A 16428-nucleotide genomic window follows, 5' to 3' on the forward strand; every position below is an offset into this window, starting at 1 on the left:
GAGGCGTCGGGATCCGCGGGGGAGAGGTCGACGGCGAGCGTGAGGCCGGCGTCGTGCAGCGCGTCGACGAGCGCGGCCAGGTCGTCGGCGGATCCGAGGCCCGCGCGCACGCGCACGCCCGGCGCGAGGAGGGCGTCCGGGTCGTCGTCGGTCGCCCGCTCGGCGACGGGCGTGACCTGCAGGTGCGTGAGCCCCAGGTCGCGGAGGGCGGGGATCCGCGCCACGAGGCCGCGGAGGTCGTCGGCGTAGCGGTCGACGTAGCAGACGCCGCCGGTGCGGCGGTCGAGGTCGAGGGACGCGGGCGGGGTGCGGCGCGCGTGCACGCCACGGAGGTCGGCGGCGAGGGCGTCCGCCAGGGCGTCGGCGTCGTCGCCGAGGAGCGGGCGGAGGTCGGCGGCGAGGGCGTCGCGGTCGAGCGGGGGCGCTTCGGCGGGTGCCGCGGGGGCCGCCGCGTCGTCGAGGCGCGCGTCGTCGCGGTCGTGTCCGCCTGTGGCGGGATCGGTCGTGAGCGCTGTGCTCCCCATGCTCGGTCCTTCCTCCGCATCCGGCGGGCACCGTCGCCCGACCCTCCGATCCTACGGGCGAGGGGTGCCCGTGACCGGCCGATCCGTTCGTGCCCTCCGCTTTTCCTCGCTCGGCGGCCATGCGGGCTCCGCAGAGGGCGTCCGGCCGGACGTCCGCGCGGCATCGGGAGGACGGCGCCGCCTCGCGTCGGCGTGCCCGCCCGGGTAGGCTCGACGACGTCGCGACTGGCGTTCGGATGGGTCACCATCGGGGAGCGACTCACACGGTTGGTGGCCGTACGCCTGGGCCACGACGCATCCGCTCGTCCACCGTGCACAAGGAGTCCCATGCCCGTCGACCAGTCCTTCAACGCCCCCCTCTCCGAGGTCGATCCCGAGATCGCGGCCGTCCTCGAGCAGGAGCTCGGCCGTCAGCGCGGCACCCTCGAGATGATCGCGAGCGAGAACTTCGTGCCGCGCGCGGTGCTGCAGTCGCAGGGATCCGTGCTCACCAACAAGTACGCCGAGGGCTACCCGGGCCGCCGCTACTACGGCGGCTGCGAGTTCGTCGACGTGGCCGAGCAGCTCGCCATCGACCGCGCGAAGAGCCTCTTCGGCGCCGAGTTCGCCAACGTCCAGCCGCACTCCGGCGCCACGGCCAACGCGGCCGTCCTCGCCGCCATCGCGCAGCCGGGCGACACGATCCTCGGCCTCGAGCTCGCGCACGGCGGCCACCTCACGCACGGCATGAAGCTCAACTTCTCGGGCAAGCTCTACGACGCCGCGGCGTACGGCGTGGACCCCGACACCTTCCTCATCGACATGGACGTCGTGCGCGAGAAGGCGCTCGAGCACCGCCCGCAGGTCATCATCGCGGGCTGGTCGGCCTACCCCCGCCACCTCGACTTCGCCGCCTTCCGCTCCATCGCGGACGAGGTCGGCGCCAAGCTCTGGGTCGACATGGCCCACTTCGCCGGGCTCGTGGCCGCCGGCGTGCACCCCTCGCCCGTGCCGTACGCGGACGTCGTCTCCTCCACCGTGCACAAGACCCTCGCGGGTCCCCGGTCCGGCGTCATCCTCAGCCGCGACACCGCGCTCGCCAAGAAGCTCAACTCGGCCGTCTTCCCCGGCCAGCAGGGCGGGCCGCTCATGCACGTCATCGCCGCCAAGGCCACGGCGTTCAAGATCGCGGCCACGGAGGAGTTCGCGGACCGCCAGCGCCGCACCATCCAGGGCGCGCAGATCCTCGCCGAGCGCCTCATGGCCGCCGACTCCACCGAGGCGGGCGTCTCCGTGCTCACCGGCGGCACCGACGTGCACCTCGTGCTCGCGGACCTCCGCCACTCCGAGATCGACGGCAAGCAGGCGGAGGACGCCTTGCACGAGGTCGGCATCACGGTCAACCGCAACTCGGTGCCGTTCGACCCGCGCCCGCCCATGGTCACCTCCGGCGTCCGCATCGGCACGTCCGCGCTCGCGACCCGCGGCTTCGGCGAGGCCGAGTTCACCGAGGTGGCGGACGTCATCGCCGAGACCCTGAAGCCCGGCAGCGACCTGGCGAGCCTCCGCGCGCGCGTGCTCACGCTCACCGACGGCTTCCCGCTCTACGAGGGCCTCACCCAGTGACCGCGGTCGTGCTCGACGGCGTCGCGACCGCGTCGGCCGTCAAGTCCGAGCTGGCCGTGCGGATCCGCGCGCTCCGGGAGCAGGGGCTCGTCCCCGGCCTCGGCACGCTCCTCGTGGGCGACGACCCGGGATCCCGCTCGTACGTCGCGGGCAAGCACCGCGACTGCGCCGAGGTGGGCATCGAGTCCATCCGCGTCGACCTCCCCGCCGACGCGAGCGAGGCCGACGTGCGCCAGGCGATCGAGCGCCTCAACTCGGACCCGGCCGTCACCGGCTACATCGTGCAGCTGCCGCTCCCGGCGGGCATCGACGAGAACGCGATGCTCGAGCTCATCGACCCGTCGAAGGACGCGGACGGCCTGCACCCGACGAACCTGGGGCGCCTCGTGCTCGGCGTCCAGGGGGAGCTGACCTCGCCGCTGCCGTGCACGCCCGCCGGCATCGTCGAGATGCTCCAGCGGTACGACGTGCCGATCGCCGGCCAGCACGTGGTCGTCGTCGGCCGCGGCCTCACGGTCGGGCGGCCGCTCGGCCTGCTGCTCACGCGCAAGGGCCTCGACGCCACCGTGACGCTCACGCACTCGCGCACGCGCGACCTCGAGCAGGAGGTCCGCCGGGCGGACATCGTGGTCGCGGCCGTGGGCGTCGCGCACCTGATCCAGCCCGGGTGGGTGAAGCCGGGCGCCGCGGTGCTCGACGTCGGGATCACGCGCGTCGTCGATCCCGAGACCGGCAAGGCCCGCCTCACGGGCGACGTCGACCCGGCCGTCGCCGAGGTCGCCGGGCACCTGTCGCCGAACCCGCGCGGCGTCGGCCCGATGACGCGCGCGATGCTGCTCGTCAACGTGGTGCTGGCCGCCGAGCGCGACGCGCGCCTGGCCGCCGAGCTGCGCGGCTGACGGCGCTCGCCGCGGTCGCGCGGCGCGGATCGAGGAGGGGACGGCCGGTCAGGCCGTCCCCTCCTCGCGTCCGGCGTCGGTCGAGGCGGCGAGGAGCACGGCCGGCATCGGGATCGTCCCCGCGTGCAGCCGCGCGTTCTCCACGTAGTGCGCGGCGTTCGCGCGGAGCCCCGTCACCTCCTCGTCGGTGAGCTCGCGCCGCACCTTCCCGGGCACGCCCGCGACCAGCGAGCGCGGCGGGATCACCTGCCCCTCGAGCACGACGGTGCCGCCCGCGAGGAGCGACTCCCGGCCGACGATCGCGCCGTTCATCACGGTGGCCGACATGCCGACGATGCAGTCGTCCTCGACGGTGCAGCCGTGCAGCACCGCGTTGTGGCCGACGCTCACGCCCGTGCCGACGGTGAGCGGGAAGCCGGCGTCGACGTGGCAGCTCACGTTGTCCTGCAGGTTGGAGCCCGCGCCGATCACGATGTCCGCGGCCTCGGCGCGCAGCACGGCGTTGAACCACACGCTGGATCCGGCGCCCAGCGTCACCCGCCCCACGATGCGCGCACCGGCGGCCACGAGGGCGTCGGGGGCGATGCCGGGCGCGGGCGACCCGGGGAGCGCGCGGACGGTGGCCTGGGGGTCGACGGTCATGCCGCCAGGGTAGGCCGCGGGCGCATCCGCGTGCCCCGGTCCAGGGGCGCGAAGCCGACCGCGACGTAGGCGTCCCAGGGCGCGCGGTAGTACGGCAGCGGGGAGGCGTTGATGAGCACCTCGCGGCCGCCGAGCTCGGCGACCCGGCGGCAGACGTCGAGCGCGAGGATCCCGGCCAGCCCCCGCCGCCGGTGCTCGGGCACGATGCCGAGCGGCTCGAGCTCCGTCCAGCCGCTCGTCGGGTCGAGCCAGGCCGTGCAGGTGCCGGCGAGCGAGCCGTCCGGGGCCTCGATCACGAGGTCGAGGTCGCGCCGGTAGACGGGAGCGCGGCGCATGGCGGCGTAGGCGTGGGCGTCGAAGCGGCTCTCGGCGGCCGGGTCGATGCCGTCGCCGGATCCGTCGGTGAAGGGCAGGTCGACCGGCTTCCAGGCGCGGCGGTGCGCGTCGACCCTCGCCGGCTCCTCGCCGTCCGCGACCGGCCGGATCCGGTACCCGGCGGGCGCCCGCGCCCCGGTGTCGCGGGCCGCGTGCCGGAGCCCGGCGAGCGGGATCGCCTCGTCGACGAAGCCGCGGTCCGCGAGGATCCCGCGCAGCCGCGCCTGCCCGCGGTGGACGGCGACGCTGACGGACGCGCCGCCGGCCGCGTCGAGGAGCCAGGCCGCCAGCAGGTCGGTGGTCGCGTCGTCGCCGGGCGCGCACTCGACGCGCGCGTCGTCCGGCGAGGAGGCGGCCCAGCCGATCACCGCGCCGGCGCCGTCGCGGACCACGGCGATCCGCGCGGGCAGCTGCCCGGTGGCGGCCTCCCACGCGAAGCCGCCCGGGTGGGTCGACGCCGGGGTCCACGCGGACAGCGCCCGCGCGACGTCCCGCAGGGCGTCGTCCCGGTCGTCCGCGATCTCGGTCAGGCCCGGCCGTCGTCGCATGCGCCCGAGCCTAGGGGCGGCGCCGCGGGAGCGCCCCGCGCCCTACTGCTCCGCCGTCGCCCCGTCCGACGGCGTGACCGTGAAGACGGTCGGGCCCGTGTAGCCGTGCTCCGCGAAGGCGCCGTCGATGGCCACCTGGAGGCGCGACAGGGAGTCGACGTCGATCAGCGCGATGGCCGATCCGCCGAAGCCGCCGCCGGTCATGCGCGCGCCGATCGCGCCCTCGTTCTGCGCCACCTCGACCGCGAGGTCGAGCTCGGGGACGCTGATCTCGAAGTCGTCGCGCATGGAGCGGTGGCTCGCGTCGAGCAGCTCGCCGATGGCGCGCGGGCCCTCCTCGCGGAGCGCGCGCACGGTGTCGAGCACGCGCTGGTTCTCGGTGACGATGTGCCGCACGCGGCGGAACGTCTCGTCGTCGAGCACCTCGCGGGCGCGCACCAGGTCGTCCACGGACAGGTCGCGGAGGGACGCGACGCCCATCAGGCGCGCGCCCGTCTCGCACGACTCGCGGCGTGCGCGGTAGCCGCCGTCCGCGTGCGCGTGGGCCACGTGCGTGTCGATCACGGCGATGGTGAGGCCCGCGGCCTCGAGCCCGAGCGGGATGACCTCCGCGTCGAGCGAGCGGCAGTCGAGGAACACGCCCGCGTCCTGGCGGCCGAGGAGGCTCGCGGACTGGTCCATGATCCCGGTCGGAGCGCCCACGATCTCGTTCTCGGCCAGCTGCCCCACGGCGGCGAGGGTGGGCCGGTCGAGGCCGAGGCGCCAGATGTCGTCGAGCGCGAGCGCGACGGATCCCTCGAGCGCGGCCGACGAGGAGAGGCCCGCGCCCACCGGCACGTCGCTGTCGATGAACACGTCGAAGCCGGGCACGGCGGCGAGGTCGGCCCCGCGCTGCCCGAGGGCCCACGCGACGCCCAGCGGGTAGGCCTGCCAGCCGGCGATGCGCTCACCGGTGAGGTCGGCGAGGCGCGCCTCCACGACCTCCTCGGAGAACGAGCTCGCCAGGCGGATCCGGTCGTCGTCCCGTGGCGCGAGCGCGATGACCGTGCGGCGGTCGATCGCGAACGGGAACACGAAGCCCTGGTTGTAGTCGGTGTGCTCGCCGATGAGGTTCACGCGCCCGGGCGCGGACCACACGCCGTGCGGCTCGCGGTCGAAGCGCTGGCGGAATCCCTCGCGCACGTCGTCTCGGATGTCGGTCATGCGTCCTCCACTGCCTTCCGGATCATCTCGGCCGCCTTCTCGGGCGGCACGTCGCCGATCCAGGCGCCCATGGCCGCCTCGGATCCGGCCAGGAACTTGAGCTTGTCGGCCGCGCGACGCGGCGAGGTGATCTGCAGCATCAGGCGGATCTCGTCCCGGTGCGCGTCCACGGGCGCCTGGTGCCAGGCGGCGATGTAGGGCGTGGGGGTGTCGTAGAGCCGGTCCATGCCCTGCAGCAGCTTCAGGTACATCGCGGCGAGCTCGTCGCGCTCGGCGTCGGTCGTCTCGGCGAGGTCGGGCACGTGCCGGTGGGGGAGCATGTGCACCTCCACGGGCCAGCGCGCCGCGAACGGCACGAACGCGGTGAAGTGCTCGCCGCGGAGCACGACGCGCTCGGACGCCTGCTCGGTCTCGAGGATGCGGTGGAACAGGCCCGGCCCGAACCGCTCGATCGACTCGACGAGGCGGCGCGTGCGCGGCGTGACGTAGGGGTACGAGTAGATCTGCCCATGCGGGTGGTGCAGCGTGACGCCGATGGCCTCGCCGCGGTTCTCGAACGGGAACACCTGGCGGATGCCGGGCATCGCGGAGAGGGCGCGCGTGCGCTCGGCCCACGCCTCCACCACGGTGCGGGCGCGCGACGGCGTGAGGCCGCTGAACGAGCCGGTGTGCTCGGGGCTGAAGCAGACGACCTCGCAGCGGCCGACCGAGGTGCGGGTGCGCTCGACGCCGACGGAGGTGAGGTCGTCGTCGTCGACGGGGGCGTCGACGCCCGCGGTGTCCGCGAGCGCCGGGCCGAAGGACGGCGACTTGTTCTCGAAGACCGCGACGTCGTACATGCTCGGGATCTCGGACGGGTTGGTCGCGCTCGCCGGGGCGAGGGGATCCAGCTCCGCCGGCGGCAGGTGCGCGCGGTTCTGGCGCGCGGCCGCGATGGACACCCACTCGCCCGTGAGCACGTCCTGCCGCATCGTCGCGGTGGGCGGGCGGGGCGCGGCGGGGCGGGCGTCGACGGCCCGCTCGGGCGGCAGGGTCGTGTCGGCGTCGTCGAAGTAGACGAGCTCGCGGCCGTCGGAGAGCAGCGTGCGGCGCTGCGTGATCCCGGACGGCGACGTCGTGACGGTCTGGTCGGCATGCATGATCCCCCGATCCTACGGGCTCCCGCGGCCGGGATCTGCGCTCGCGAAAGGCCGGCTTGCGTTCCGGCAACCCCGTGCGGGAGGCTCGCGGCATGGCCGACGACACCGCATCCGTCCCCGCGGCGACCCGCCGCTCCCGGATCCTCGCGGCGCTCGCCGACCGCGGCTTCGCGACCGTCGCCGAGCTCGCGGCCGACGCGGGCGTCTCCGCCGTCACGATCCGCGCCGACCTCGACGCGCTCGCCGACTCCGCCGCGGTGCAGCGCGTGCACGGCGGCGCCGTCCTCCGCTCCGGCCTCGGCGCCCGCGAGCAGAGCCTCGAGGTCACGCTCGAGTCCGCGGCCGACGCCAAGCGCGCCATCGGGCGGGCCGCCGCCGACCTCGTCGAGAGCGGGCAGAGCGTCCTGCTCGACGTCGGCAGCACGACGCTCCAGGTGGCCCGGGCGCTCGTGGCGCGCGAGGACCTCGTCGACGTCACGGTGATCACGAACGGGCTCACCCTCGCGCTGGAGCTCGAGCGCGCCATGCCCCGCTTCACCGTCGTCGTCACGGGCGGCACGCTCCGGGCCCTGCAGCACAGCCTCGTGGATCCGCTCGCCTCGGTCGTGCTCGACCGGCTGCACCCCGACGTCGCGTTCATCGGCTGCAACGGCGTCGACGTCGACCGGGGCGTGACGAACGTCAACCTCCCCGAGGCGGAGGTGAAGCGGCGGATGGTCGACGCGAGCGCCCGCACGGTGGTCGTCGCGGACGCCGCGAAGCTCGGCCGCACGCACCTGGGGTCGGTGGCACCGCTCGACCTCGTCGACACGCTCCTCACCGACGACGGCGCGGACCTGCACGAGCTCGCCCGGCTCCGCGACGCGGGCCTCCGGATCGTCCAGGCCGGCCGGTCGCCGGGCGTCGGACGGTCGTAACGTGGATCCCATGAGACCCGTCACCGGAGAGCAGCACCACCTCGTCCACGCCGGCCCGTCCGGTGAGCTCCGCGCCACCGTCGTGCAGCTCGCGGCCGCCGTCCGCGGCCTGACCCTCGACGGCGTCGACCTCGTCGAGCCCTACGGCGAGGACCTCGTGGCGCCCATGGGCGCCGGCATGGTGCTCGTGCCCTGGCCGAACCGCATCCGCGGCGCCCGCTACGAGCTCGACGGGAAGGCGCAGCCGCTCGACGTCTCCGAGCCCTCGCTCGGCAACGCCTCGCACGGGCTCCTCCGCAACACGGGCTACACCGCGTCCGACCGGGCCGACGACCGCGTGACCCTCTCGGCCACCGTCTTCCCGCAGCACGGCTACCCGTTCCTCCTCGACACCTCCGTCACGTACCGGCTCGCCGACGACGGCCTCGTCGTCACGCACCGGATCCGCAACGACTCGGAGGCGCCCGCGCCCGTCGCGGTCGGCGCGCACCCCTACCTCGCGATCGGCGGCGTGCCGTCGTCCGAGCTCACCCTCACCGTCCGCGCCGACACGTGGTCCGAGGTCGACGACGCGCTGATCCCCGTCGCCGACCACCCCGTCGACGGCGCCGACGAGGACCTCCGCGAGGGCCGCGTCGTCGGCGACCTCGACCTCAACACGGGCTACGGCGACGTGCACGTGGTCGACGGCACCAGCCGCCACGGCCTCACCGCGCCCGACGGCCGCGGCGTGGAGCTCTGGGCCGACGCGTCCTTCCGCTTCCTGCAGGTGTACACGCCGCGCGAGTTCCCGACCCACGGGCGCCAGGCCGTCGCCATCGAGCCGATGACCGCGCCGGCTGACGCCTTCAACTCGGGCGTCGGCGTGCGCCGGCTGGAGCCCGGCGAGGAGTGGACGCTCAGCTGGGGGATCCGCGCGACCGGCTCCTAGCCCTCGTCCTCCTGCGCCCACTGCAGGGCCACGCGCCGCGTGTACTGCTCCAGCGCGATCCGGTTCTCCTCGGGCTCGCGCAGCCCGTCGATGTAGGCGAGCAGCCGCCCGACGACCCCGGACAGGTACTGCACGCCCCGGTCGTCGTGCTCCTCGAGCGCGGTCCTCAGCAGGTCGTACCGCTCGCTCGTCTCCTCGGCGGTCAGCATCGCGATCACGAGTTCGTCGGCCTGCATGCTCATGCGCTCCAGCATCGCACCGCCTCGCGGCACGGCGACGCTCCGGACGCGGAGCGCGGAAGTGGGCCCCGTCGGGCTCGAACCGACGACCCAGGGATTAAAAGTCCCTTGCTCTACCAACTGAGCTAGAGGCCCGCGTCCCCGATGCTACGGGACGGCGGATGCGCGATCAGAGCCGGTCGACGTCGCGCGAGGAGCCGCGGCGCACGAGGGCGCCGGCGACCAGCGTCACCACCACGAGGAAGATCCCGACGCCGACGAGCCACGCCAGCGCCTTCACGACGAAGCCGACGACGACCAGGACCAGCCAGAGGGCCACCAGGCCGAGGACGAAGCGCTTCATGCGCACCACCCTACGTGCGCGTCCCGGGTGCCCGCCGGTCGATCATCCGGCGACCGCGGCCGGTCGCGGCGTACGCTTGCCGGGATGTCCGGCGAATATCACAAGCCCACCAAGTTCTCCGGGTCCAAGTTCGAGAGCATGCTCGGCGGCGAGGACCCCGCCACGATCAGCCGCGTGGCCCACGAGACCGCGTCGGCCCTGCTCGCGCGCGTGCGCGCCGATCCCGACCCCGCCGTCGTCGAGCGCCTCATCGCCTACACCGACGAGCACGGGATCGACGCGGTCGCCGAGCTCTGGTCGCGCGCGAGCCCGAGGAGCCTGCCGGGAGCGCTCTGGCGGCTCTACCTGATGCGCGCCCTCATCCGCCAGGATCCCGACGGCATCAGCCTGCTGTACCAGCGCGGCACCGAGGTGGCCACGACCATCGACCAGGTCGTCGCCGGCGCCACCGCCCCGACGGGTCCCGCGGAGATCATGGACCTCGCCGACAGCATCCTCCGCGGCCTCTTCACGGGCGACTTCGCCGTCGCCCTCGACCGCGCGGGCGCGTTCAGCCGCCTGGCCGCGCTCGGCGCCACGAGCGTCGCGGACGACCTCGACGCGACGGCGTCGCCCGAGCGCGCCGGCGACCTCACCACCCGCGCCCTCCGCCTCTCGCAGATGGCGGCCGACCTCGTGCAGTGCGCCCGGCTCTGGCGGAGCGACCGGCTCGACTGACCCGCCGCGGCCACGGTCACCGCCCCGGCCCGCCCTCCGGCCCGTCCCGCACCGCGGATCCGCCCCGTTCGCTGTGAGCGCGATGCCCGGGGACGACAGCCCGCGCGGACTCGGTTACAGTGGACGAGGTCGGGCCGCAGTAACCCCGGGCTCCAATATTCGCCGCTCCGAGCGGCCTCGCGCCGAGAGGCGTTCTGCGGCCCGGCTTCCCTCTTCCCCCTCCTCGCCGGAGGGCCGGCCCCCATGCGAGCGGCCGCCGCGACCGGCGTGCGGCCGGGTCCTCATCCGCGTGCCCTGTGACCAATCCGCGCCGTCGCCCGCGCCGAAGAGTCATGGTGAGGCGGTCACCCGCCTCGCACCCGTCACCCGCGAGGGTGCGACCCGCATCGGTCGGATCCTGCCGCGTGGCAGGCCGTCCGGCCATCCCAGATGTCCCGCATGCGGGGCCCGGCCGATGCGGGGCGACGCACCCCCGACCGACGTCCATCGCCCGAACCACGACCGGAAGCACCAGATGACCTCCCCGCTGCACGACCCCAGCACGCCGGGCCCCGCCCTGCCTGCATGCGGAACGCACGTGGGTCTGGGATGCTGGGGCTCGTGCCTTCATCGATCGAGCGTCCCGACCTGCCAGGGCCGGCGGACCCCGAGTCGAAGGAAGCCCTCCTCGGCCGCGTCGCCCAGGGCGACCGGCGTGCCTTCTCGGAGCTCTACGACCAGCTCGCCCCCCGCGTCCTCGGCCTCGTCCGACGACTGCTCGTCGACCACGCGCAGTCGGAGGAGGTCACGCAGGAGATCTTCCTCGAGATCTGGCAGTCCGCTTCCCGCTTCGACCCCGCCAAGGGCGCAGCGACCACGTGGGTCCTCACCATGGCCCACCGCCGCGCGGTCGACCGCGTGCGCGCCTCCCAGTCGAGCCGTGACCGCGATGTCCGCATCGGCATCCGGGATCACGAGAACGGCTACGACCAGGTCTCCGAGACCGTCGAGATCAGCATCGAGCACGAGAGGGTGAAGAAGGCGATGACGAAGCTCACCGAGATCCAGCGCCAAGCCGTCTCCCTCGCGTACTACGGCGGCTACAGCCACAGCGAGGTCGCCTCCATGCTCGACGTGCCCATCGGCACCGTGAAGACGCGTCTGCGCGACGGCATGATCCGCCTGCGCGACGAGATGGGGGTCGCATCATGACCGCCGACGACGACCTCCGCACCCTCACCGCGGCGTACGCGCTCGGCGCCGTGGACGCGGACGAGGCGGCCGATTTCGAGGCCCTCCTCGAGCGCGACCCGGCCCTCCGCGCCGAGGTCGAGGAGCTGCGGGCCACCGCGGCCGACCTCGCCTGGACGACCGAGCCGGTGACCCCGTCGCCGCGCCTCAAGTCCGACCTCATGGCCATGCTCGACGCCACGCCGCAGCTCCCGCCCCTCCACGTCCCGGCCGCCGTGCCGGACGAGGAGCGGCAGCCGGCGCCGGTCACCGAGCTCCGCCCTGCCGCGCGGGTCGCCGCCGCACCGTCCACGCCGGACGCGAGCGCGCCTCGCGAGCGCCTCGGATCCGCATCCGCCCGCGCCTCCGAGCGCTGGTTCCGCAAGCCGGGCGCCCTCATCGGCGTGGCCGCTGCCGCCGTCGTGATCGTCGTCGGCGGCGTGGTCGTCGGCACGAACGTGGGCGGCCCCGGCACCTCGCAGGCCCCCGTCGCCTCGGCGTACGAGCGGGTCACGACCGCGTCCGACGTGGTCATCGACAAGCGCGACGTCGTCGGCGGGGGAACCGCCACCGTCTACTTCTCGGCATCCGAGGCGAAGACGGCCGTCGTGCTCAACGACGCGTCGCCGCTGCCCGCGGGCCGCGTCCTGCAGCTCTGGTACGTCGGCCAGTCCGGCCCCGTCTCGGCCGGCGTCATGCCGTCCGAGGACGGCGCCGGCCACGCTGTCCTCGAGGGCGCGTACACGCCGGGCGACACCGTGGCCATCACGGTCGAGCCCGAGGGCGGATCCGAGCAGCCCACCACCGAGCCCATCGTGGCGGTCACCAGCACCTGATCGGCCCGACGGCCCGCACATGACGACGGCCCCGCATCCTCCAGGGGATACGGGGCCGTCGTCATGTGCGGGCGGGGGATCAGCCGAAGCGGCCGCTCACGTAGTCCTCGGTCGCCTGCACGCTGGGCTTGGAGAACATCGTGGTGGTGTCGTCGTACTCGATGAGCTTGCCCGGCTTGCCGGTGCCCGCGATGTTGAAGAACGCGGTGCGGTCCGAGACGCGGCTGGCCTGCTGCATGTTGTGGGTCACGATGACGATCGTGTACTGCGCCTTGAGCTCCTCGATGAGGTCCTCGATGGCGAGCGTGGAGATCGGGTCGAGCGCGGAGCACGGCTCGTCCATGAGGACCACGTCGGGCTGCACGGCGATGGCGCGGGCGATGCAGAGGCGCTGCTGCTGGCCGCCGGACAGGCCCGAGCCCGGCAGCGCCAGGCGGTCCTTCACCTCGTTCCAGAGGTTGGCGCCCATGAGCGACTGCTCGACGAGCGCGTCCGCGTCGCCCTTGGAGATCTTGCGGTTGTTCAGCTTCACGCCCGCGAGCACGTTGTCGCGGATCGACATCGTGGGGAACGGGTTCGGCCGCTGGAAGACCATGCCGACCTGGCGGCGCACGAGCACCGGGTCCACGCCCGGGCCGTACAGGTCGTTGCCGTCGACGAGGACCTCGCCCTCCACGTACGCGCCGGGGATGACCTCGTGCATGCGGTTGAGCGTGCGGAGGAAGGTCGACTTGCCGCAGCCGGACGGGCCGATGAAGGCGGTGACGGTGCGGGGCTCGATCCGCAGGTTGACGTCCTCGACCGCCTTGAACTTGCCGTAGTAGACGTTCAGGTCGTTGACTTCGATGCTCTTGGACAAGGGTTTCCTAACCGTTCGGGTTCGTGGGCCGGGGGAGCGGGCGCTAGCGGCCGAGCTTGGGGGCGAAGAGGCGCGCGATGAGGCGCGCGATGACGTTGAGCGCCATGACGATGAGGATGAGCACGAGCGCACCCGTCCACGCCCGGTCGACGTAGGCCGCGGCGTCCGCGCCCTGGTCGGCGTACTGGCGGAAGACGAACACCGGCAGGGTCATCATCTGGTCCTTGAAGGGGTTGTAGTTCATCCCCTGCGTGAAGCCGGCCACGATGAGCAGCGGCGCGGTCTCGCCGATGACGCGGGCGATGGCGAGCATGACGCCCGTCACGATGCCGGCGAGCGACGTCGGCAGCACGATCTTCACGATCGTGAGCCACTTCGGGACGCCCAGCGCGTAGGAGGCCTCGCGGAGCTCGTTCGGCACCAGCTTGAGCATCTCCTCGGCGCTGCGGACGACCACGGGGATCATCAGCACCGCGAGCGCGAGCGCGCCGCCGAAGCCCATGCGGACGCCCGGGCCGAGGAACAGCACGAGCAGCGCGTAGGCGAAGAGGCCCGCGACGATGGAGGGGATGCCCGTCATCACGTCGACGAAGAAGGTGATGGCGCGGGCCAGGCGGCCGCGGCCGTACTCGACCAGGTAGATGGCCGACATGAGGCCCACGGGGATGGAGATGACCGCGGCGATGGCCGTGATGATCAGCGTGCCCATGATCGCGTGGAGCCCGCCGCCGCCCGCGCCCACCACGTTGCGGAGGCTCGAGTTGAAGAACAGTGGGTCGAAGCGGGCGGAGCCGTTCGTCACGGCGGTGAGGACGAGCGAGATGAGCGGGATGAGGGCGAGCACGAACGCGACCGTCACGAGGATCGTGATGACGCGGTCCTTCGCCTTCCGCTCGCCCTCCACGGCGAGCGAGATGAAGAAGAGGGCGACCCCGAACAGGAGCGTGCCGAAGACGGCGGTGCCCACGATGTTGAAGCTCTCCGCGGCGCCCGAGAGCACGAGCACCAGGAAGATGACGGCCATGACGAGCCACGACGCGAGGAAGATCGCGGGGGCCGTGAAGCGGTGCAGCTTGCCGGCGGTGAGGGAGTTGGGCAGCGTGCTCGCGACGGGCCGCGTGCGGGAGGGGGCTGTCGTCGCCATTAGTTCGCTCCGGAGAAGGCCTTGCGGCGGCTGATGATGTAGCGGGCCAGCATGTTCACGGCCAGCGTGATGATGAAGAGCATGAGGCCCGAGGCGATCAGCTCGTTGATCTTGAGGCCGTACGCCTCGGGGAAGCTCAGCGCGATGTTCGCGGCCACCGTGTTCGAGTTCGTCGACTGGAACCAGGCGAAGTTCACGACCGCGGCGGGGGAGAGGACGATCGCGACCGCCATCGTCTCGCCGAGCGCGCGACCGAGGCCGAGCATCGAGGCCGAGATGATCCCGGGGCGGCCGAAGGGCAGCACGGCCGTCTGGATCATCTCCCAGCGCGTGGCGCCGAGGGCGAGCGCCGCCTCCTCGTGCAGCTTCGGGGTCTGGAGGAAGACCTCGCGGCAGAGCGCGGTGACGATCGGCAGGATCATGACGGCGAGGACGACCGCGACCGTGAAGATCGTGCGGCCGGTGCCCGAGACGGGGCCGGCGAAGAGCGGGAACCAGCCGAACGTGTCCGTGAGGAACGCGTAGAACGGCTGCAGGAAGCGCGCGAGGACCGTGATGCCCCAGAGGCCGAAGACCACGGACGGCACGGCGGCGAGCAGGTCGATGATGTAGCCGAGGCCCTGCGCCAGGCGGCGGGGCGCGTAGTGCGAGATGAACAGCGCGATGCCGACGGCGACCGGGACGGCCATGACCATGGCGAGCGCGGCGGCGTACACGGTGCCGAACATCAGCGGCCCGACGAAGCCCCAGAACCCGCCGCCGCCGGACACCTCGGCGGGCGGTGCGGTGAGGGCCGGGATGCTCTGGACGACGAGGAAGAGCGCGACGGCCGCGAGGATCACCAGGATCAGCGTGCCGGAGCCGGAGGACAGGCCGGAGAAGACGCGGTCGGCCAGGCGGGCCTTGGCCTTCACGTCCTGGGAGCTGCGGGGAGCGACGGCCGCGTCGCGCGGCCTGTCGGACTCGGGAGCCTCGGGAGGCTGCGGGGCGGCGGTCGTCATGGGTCGGGATCCCTACGTCGAGATGGTGGAGCTGGGAGCGGCGGGCCGCCCGTGGGAGCGCCCCCTGACCCGCGCGGACGCGGATCAGGGGGCGGACAGCGGGTGCTACTTGATGGACTCGACCGCGGTCTTGACCTGCGCGGCGACCGTCTCGGAGAGCGGCGCGGCGCCGGCCTCGTCGGCGGCGACCGTCTGGCCCTCGGTGCTGGTCACGTAGCCGAGGTAGGCCTTGACGAGCTCGCCGACGGCGGGGTCCTGGTACTCCTGGCAGGCGATGAGGTAGCTGACCAGGACGATCGGGTAGACGCCCGCCTCGGTGGTGGAGTAGTCGAGGTCGAAGACCACGTCGTTCTCCTCGCGGCCCTCGGCCTCGGGCGACGCCTCGACGACGGCCGCGGCCGCCTCGGGGGAGAAGCCGACGAACTCCTCGCCGACCTTGATCTTGGCGGTGCCCAGCTCGCCGGCGCGCGACGCGTCCGCGTAGCCGATGACGTTGGTGCCGCCGGTGACGGCGTCGACGACGCCGGAGGTGCCCTGGGCAGCCTCGCCGCCCTCGTAGGGCCAGACGCCCGCGGGCTCCGCGTCCCAGACGGTCTCGGCCGTGGTGTTGAGGTACTTCGCGAAGTTCTCGGTGGTGCCCGAGTCGTCCGAGCGGTGCACGGCGGTGATCGCGGCGTCGGGCATCGTGGCGTCGGGGTTGAGCGCGGCGATGGCCGGGTCGTTCCACTTCGTGATGGTGCCCTTGAAGATGCCCGCGGCGGTGGCCGGGTCGAGGTTCAGCTCGTCGACGCCGTCGATCTGGAAGATCATGGCGATGGGGGAGATGTACGCGGGGATGTCGATCGGCTTGGTGCCGTCGGCGCACTGGCCGAAGGTGCCCTCGAGCTCCTCGGTCTTCAGCGCGCGGTCCGAGCCGGCGAAGTTCGCGTTCTGGCCGCCGGCCATGAAGGCCTCGCGACCGGCGCCGGAGCCGTCGGGGGAGTAGTTGAGCGTCACGCCGGAGTTGGCGGTCTGGAACGCGGCGATCCAGGCCTCCTGGGCGGAGCCCTGCGAGGAGGCGCCGATGCCGTTGAGCGTGCCCTCGAGCGTGGAGGCGGACGGATCGCCGGCGCCACCCTCGGCGGGGGCCTCGTTGGCCGCGCAGGAGGAGAGGGCGAGGGCGGTGACGGCGGCGAGCGCTGCTGCGCTGCCGAGACGCGAGATCTTCACGTGATGGAGCCTTCCGGGTATTTCGTGCTGTGAGGGGGCCGGTGCGAGCCCCTCGGAGACGCTATGTCGGGCTCTTGTCCGGATCGGC

General features: G+C 73.4%; 17 protein-coding genes, 1 tRNA gene and 1 riboswitch. Of the genes, 7 read left to right on the forward strand and 11 right to left on the reverse strand.

The annotated features are described in order from the left end of the window. Nucleotides 1-735 precede the first annotated feature (735 nt). Nucleotides 736-819, forward strand: a riboswitch (ZMP/ZTP riboswitch). A 32-nt stretch (nt 820-851) separates the two neighbouring features. Together glyA and QFZ62_RS12960 are read left to right on the forward strand one after the other, a co-directional pair. After that, entirely contained in the window at nt 852-2129 is a 1278-nt protein-coding gene (gene glyA, locus QFZ62_RS12955; protein ID WP_307506406.1) for a serine hydroxymethyltransferase, read from the forward strand. Then, the gene (locus QFZ62_RS12960) at nt 2126-3028 is read left to right on the forward strand and encodes a bifunctional methylenetetrahydrofolate dehydrogenase/methenyltetrahydrofolate cyclohydrolase (protein WP_307506408.1); all 903 of its coding nucleotides are present in this window, start codon (nt 2126-2128) and stop codon (nt 3026-3028) included. The genes glyA and QFZ62_RS12960 overlap by 4 nt, the downstream gene beginning before the upstream one ends. A 48-nt stretch (nt 3029-3076) precedes the next feature. On the opposite strand, the gene QFZ62_RS12965 is transcribed toward QFZ62_RS12960, so the two are convergent. Genes QFZ62_RS12965 through galT form a run of 4 tightly spaced genes read right to left on the reverse strand, consistent with a single transcriptional unit; the run spans nt 3077 to nt 6935 of the window. Continuing rightward, complete coding sequence (locus tag QFZ62_RS12965; protein ID WP_307506410.1) at nt 3077-3670, reverse strand: gamma carbonic anhydrase family protein; 594 nt, start codon at nt 3668-3670, stop codon at nt 3077-3079. After that, entirely contained in the window at nt 3667-4593 is a 927-nt protein-coding gene (locus tag QFZ62_RS12970) for a GNAT family N-acetyltransferase (RefSeq protein WP_307506413.1), read from the reverse strand. The genes QFZ62_RS12965 and QFZ62_RS12970 overlap by 4 nt, the downstream gene beginning before the upstream one ends. Before the next feature lie 42 nt (nt 4594-4635). Beyond that, the gene (gene galK, locus QFZ62_RS12975) at nt 4636-5796 is read right to left on the reverse strand and encodes a galactokinase (RefSeq protein ID WP_307506417.1); all 1161 of its coding nucleotides are present in this window, start codon (nt 5794-5796) and stop codon (nt 4636-4638) included. Next, nucleotides 5793-6935, reverse strand: coding sequence for a galactose-1-phosphate uridylyltransferase (galT, locus tag QFZ62_RS12980; RefSeq protein ID WP_307506419.1), 1143 nt, complete (start codon nt 6933-6935; stop codon nt 5793-5795). The genes galK and galT overlap by 4 nt, the downstream gene beginning before the upstream one ends. Before the next feature lie 92 nt (nt 6936-7027). Here galT and QFZ62_RS12985 point away from each other — a divergent pair, with 92 nt between their 5' ends. Both QFZ62_RS12985 and QFZ62_RS12990 read left to right on the forward strand, forming a co-directional pair. Then, a complete protein-coding gene (locus QFZ62_RS12985) occupies nt 7028-7852 on the forward strand; it encodes a DeoR/GlpR family DNA-binding transcription regulator (RefSeq protein WP_307506422.1) in 825 nt (274 codons plus the stop codon). Between the two features lie 10 nt (nt 7853-7862). Continuing rightward, entirely contained in the window at nt 7863-8783 is a 921-nt protein-coding gene (locus tag QFZ62_RS12990) for an aldose 1-epimerase family protein (protein ID WP_307506425.1), read from the forward strand. On the opposite strand, the gene QFZ62_RS12995 is transcribed toward QFZ62_RS12990, so the two are convergent. The 3 genes from QFZ62_RS12995 to QFZ62_RS13005 all read right to left on the reverse strand — a co-directional run bounded on the left by QFZ62_RS12995 (nt 8780) and on the right by QFZ62_RS13005 (nt 9365). Beyond that, complete coding sequence (locus QFZ62_RS12995) at nt 8780-9025, reverse strand: hypothetical protein (RefSeq protein ID WP_307506427.1); 246 nt, start codon at nt 9023-9025, stop codon at nt 8780-8782. The two genes, QFZ62_RS12990 and QFZ62_RS12995, sit on opposite strands and share 4 nt — an antisense overlap. A gap of 59 nt (nt 9026-9084) precedes the next feature. Continuing rightward, a tRNA-Lys gene (locus QFZ62_RS13000) sits at nt 9085-9157 on the reverse strand. A gap of 34 nt (nt 9158-9191) precedes the next feature. Further along, on the reverse strand, nt 9192-9365 hold the full coding sequence (locus QFZ62_RS13005) for a hypothetical protein (RefSeq protein WP_307506429.1): 174 nt from the start codon (nt 9363-9365) through the stop codon (nt 9192-9194). A gap of 84 nt (nt 9366-9449) precedes the next feature. Between QFZ62_RS13005 and QFZ62_RS13010 the strand changes: the two genes are divergently transcribed. The 3 genes from QFZ62_RS13010 to QFZ62_RS13020 all read left to right on the forward strand — a co-directional run bounded on the left by QFZ62_RS13010 (nt 9450) and on the right by QFZ62_RS13020 (nt 12127). Further along, complete coding sequence (locus QFZ62_RS13010) at nt 9450-10082, forward strand: DNA-directed RNA polymerase subunit beta (RefSeq protein WP_307506432.1); 633 nt, start codon at nt 9450-9452, stop codon at nt 10080-10082. A 588-nt stretch (nt 10083-10670) separates the two neighbouring features. After that, nucleotides 10671-11273 (forward strand): sigma-70 family RNA polymerase sigma factor, encoded by a 603-nt coding sequence (locus tag QFZ62_RS13015; RefSeq protein ID WP_307506434.1) that lies wholly within the window; start codon nt 10671-10673, stop codon nt 11271-11273. Continuing rightward, nucleotides 11270-12127: an anti-sigma factor domain-containing protein gene (locus QFZ62_RS13020; RefSeq protein WP_307506437.1), complete on the forward strand. Its 858-nt coding sequence runs from the start codon at nt 11270-11272 to the stop codon at nt 12125-12127. The genes QFZ62_RS13015 and QFZ62_RS13020 overlap by 4 nt, the downstream gene beginning before the upstream one ends. A gap of 79 nt (nt 12128-12206) precedes the next feature. Here the strand turns inward: QFZ62_RS13020 and pstB are convergent, their stop codons facing one another. The 4 genes from pstB to QFZ62_RS13040 all read right to left on the reverse strand — a co-directional run bounded on the left by pstB (nt 12207) and on the right by QFZ62_RS13040 (nt 16340). Beyond that, nucleotides 12207-12986: a phosphate ABC transporter ATP-binding protein PstB gene (pstB, locus tag QFZ62_RS13025; RefSeq protein WP_307506439.1), complete on the reverse strand. Its 780-nt coding sequence runs from the start codon at nt 12984-12986 to the stop codon at nt 12207-12209. 43 nt (nt 12987-13029) lie between these two features. Next, a complete protein-coding gene (pstA, locus tag QFZ62_RS13030; protein WP_307506443.1) occupies nt 13030-14130 on the reverse strand; it encodes a phosphate ABC transporter permease PstA in 1101 nt (366 codons plus the stop codon). After that, nucleotides 14130-15131, reverse strand: a complete 1002-nt coding sequence (pstC, locus tag QFZ62_RS13035; RefSeq protein ID WP_307506446.1) for a phosphate ABC transporter permease subunit PstC — start codon at nt 15129-15131, stop codon at nt 14130-14132. The genes pstA and pstC overlap by 1 nt, the downstream gene beginning before the upstream one ends. A 105-nt stretch (nt 15132-15236) precedes the next feature. Further along, nucleotides 15237-16340, reverse strand: coding sequence for a phosphate ABC transporter substrate-binding protein PstS (locus QFZ62_RS13040; RefSeq protein WP_307506449.1), 1104 nt, complete (start codon nt 16338-16340; stop codon nt 15237-15239). Nucleotides 16341-16428: the final 88 nt, after the last annotated feature.

The sequence above is a fragment of the Clavibacter sp. B3I6 genome (assembly GCF_030816895.1).
In the GTDB taxonomy this organism is placed as follows: Bacteria; Actinomycetota; Actinomycetes; order Actinomycetales; family Microbacteriaceae; genus Clavibacter.

Bases quoted from the DNA above. Each gene is read 5' to 3' on its own strand.
- QFZ62_RS12995 (WP_307506427.1), bottom strand. From the start codon at position 9,025: ATGAGCATGCAGGCCGACGAACTCGTGATCGCGATGCTGACCGCCGAG.
- glyA (WP_307506406.1), top strand. From the start codon at position 852: ATGCCCGTCGACCAGTCCTTCAACGCCCCCCTCTCCGAGGTCGATCCC.
- QFZ62_RS12970 (WP_307506413.1), bottom strand. From the start codon at position 4,593: ATGCGACGACGGCCGGGCCTGACCGAGATCGCGGACGACCGGGACGAC.
- QFZ62_RS13005 (WP_307506429.1), bottom strand. From the start codon at position 9,365: ATGAAGCGCTTCGTCCTCGGCCTGGTGGCCCTCTGGCTGGTCCTGGTC.
- galK (WP_307506417.1), bottom strand. From the start codon at position 5,796: ATGACCGACATCCGAGACGACGTGCGCGAGGGATTCCGCCAGCGCTTC.
- QFZ62_RS13020 (WP_307506437.1), top strand. From the start codon at position 11,270: ATGACCGCCGACGACGACCTCCGCACCCTCACCGCGGCGTACGCGCTC.
- pstA (WP_307506443.1), bottom strand. From the start codon at position 14,130: ATGGCGACGACAGCCCCCTCCCGCACGCGGCCCGTCGCGAGCACGCTG.
- QFZ62_RS12985 (WP_307506422.1), top strand. From the start codon at position 7,028: ATGGCCGACGACACCGCATCCGTCCCCGCGGCGACCCGCCGCTCCCGG.
- QFZ62_RS12990 (WP_307506425.1), top strand. From the start codon at position 7,863: ATGAGACCCGTCACCGGAGAGCAGCACCACCTCGTCCACGCCGGCCCG.
- QFZ62_RS13015 (WP_307506434.1), top strand. From the start codon at position 10,671: ATGCTGGGGCTCGTGCCTTCATCGATCGAGCGTCCCGACCTGCCAGGG.
- QFZ62_RS13010 (WP_307506432.1), top strand. From the start codon at position 9,450: ATGTCCGGCGAATATCACAAGCCCACCAAGTTCTCCGGGTCCAAGTTC.
- pstC (WP_307506446.1), bottom strand. From the start codon at position 15,131: ATGACGACCGCCGCCCCGCAGCCTCCCGAGGCTCCCGAGTCCGACAGG.
- QFZ62_RS12965 (WP_307506410.1), bottom strand. From the start codon at position 3,670: ATGACCGTCGACCCCCAGGCCACCGTCCGCGCGCTCCCCGGGTCGCCC.
- galT (WP_307506419.1), bottom strand. From the start codon at position 6,935: ATGCATGCCGACCAGACCGTCACGACGTCGCCGTCCGGGATCACGCAG.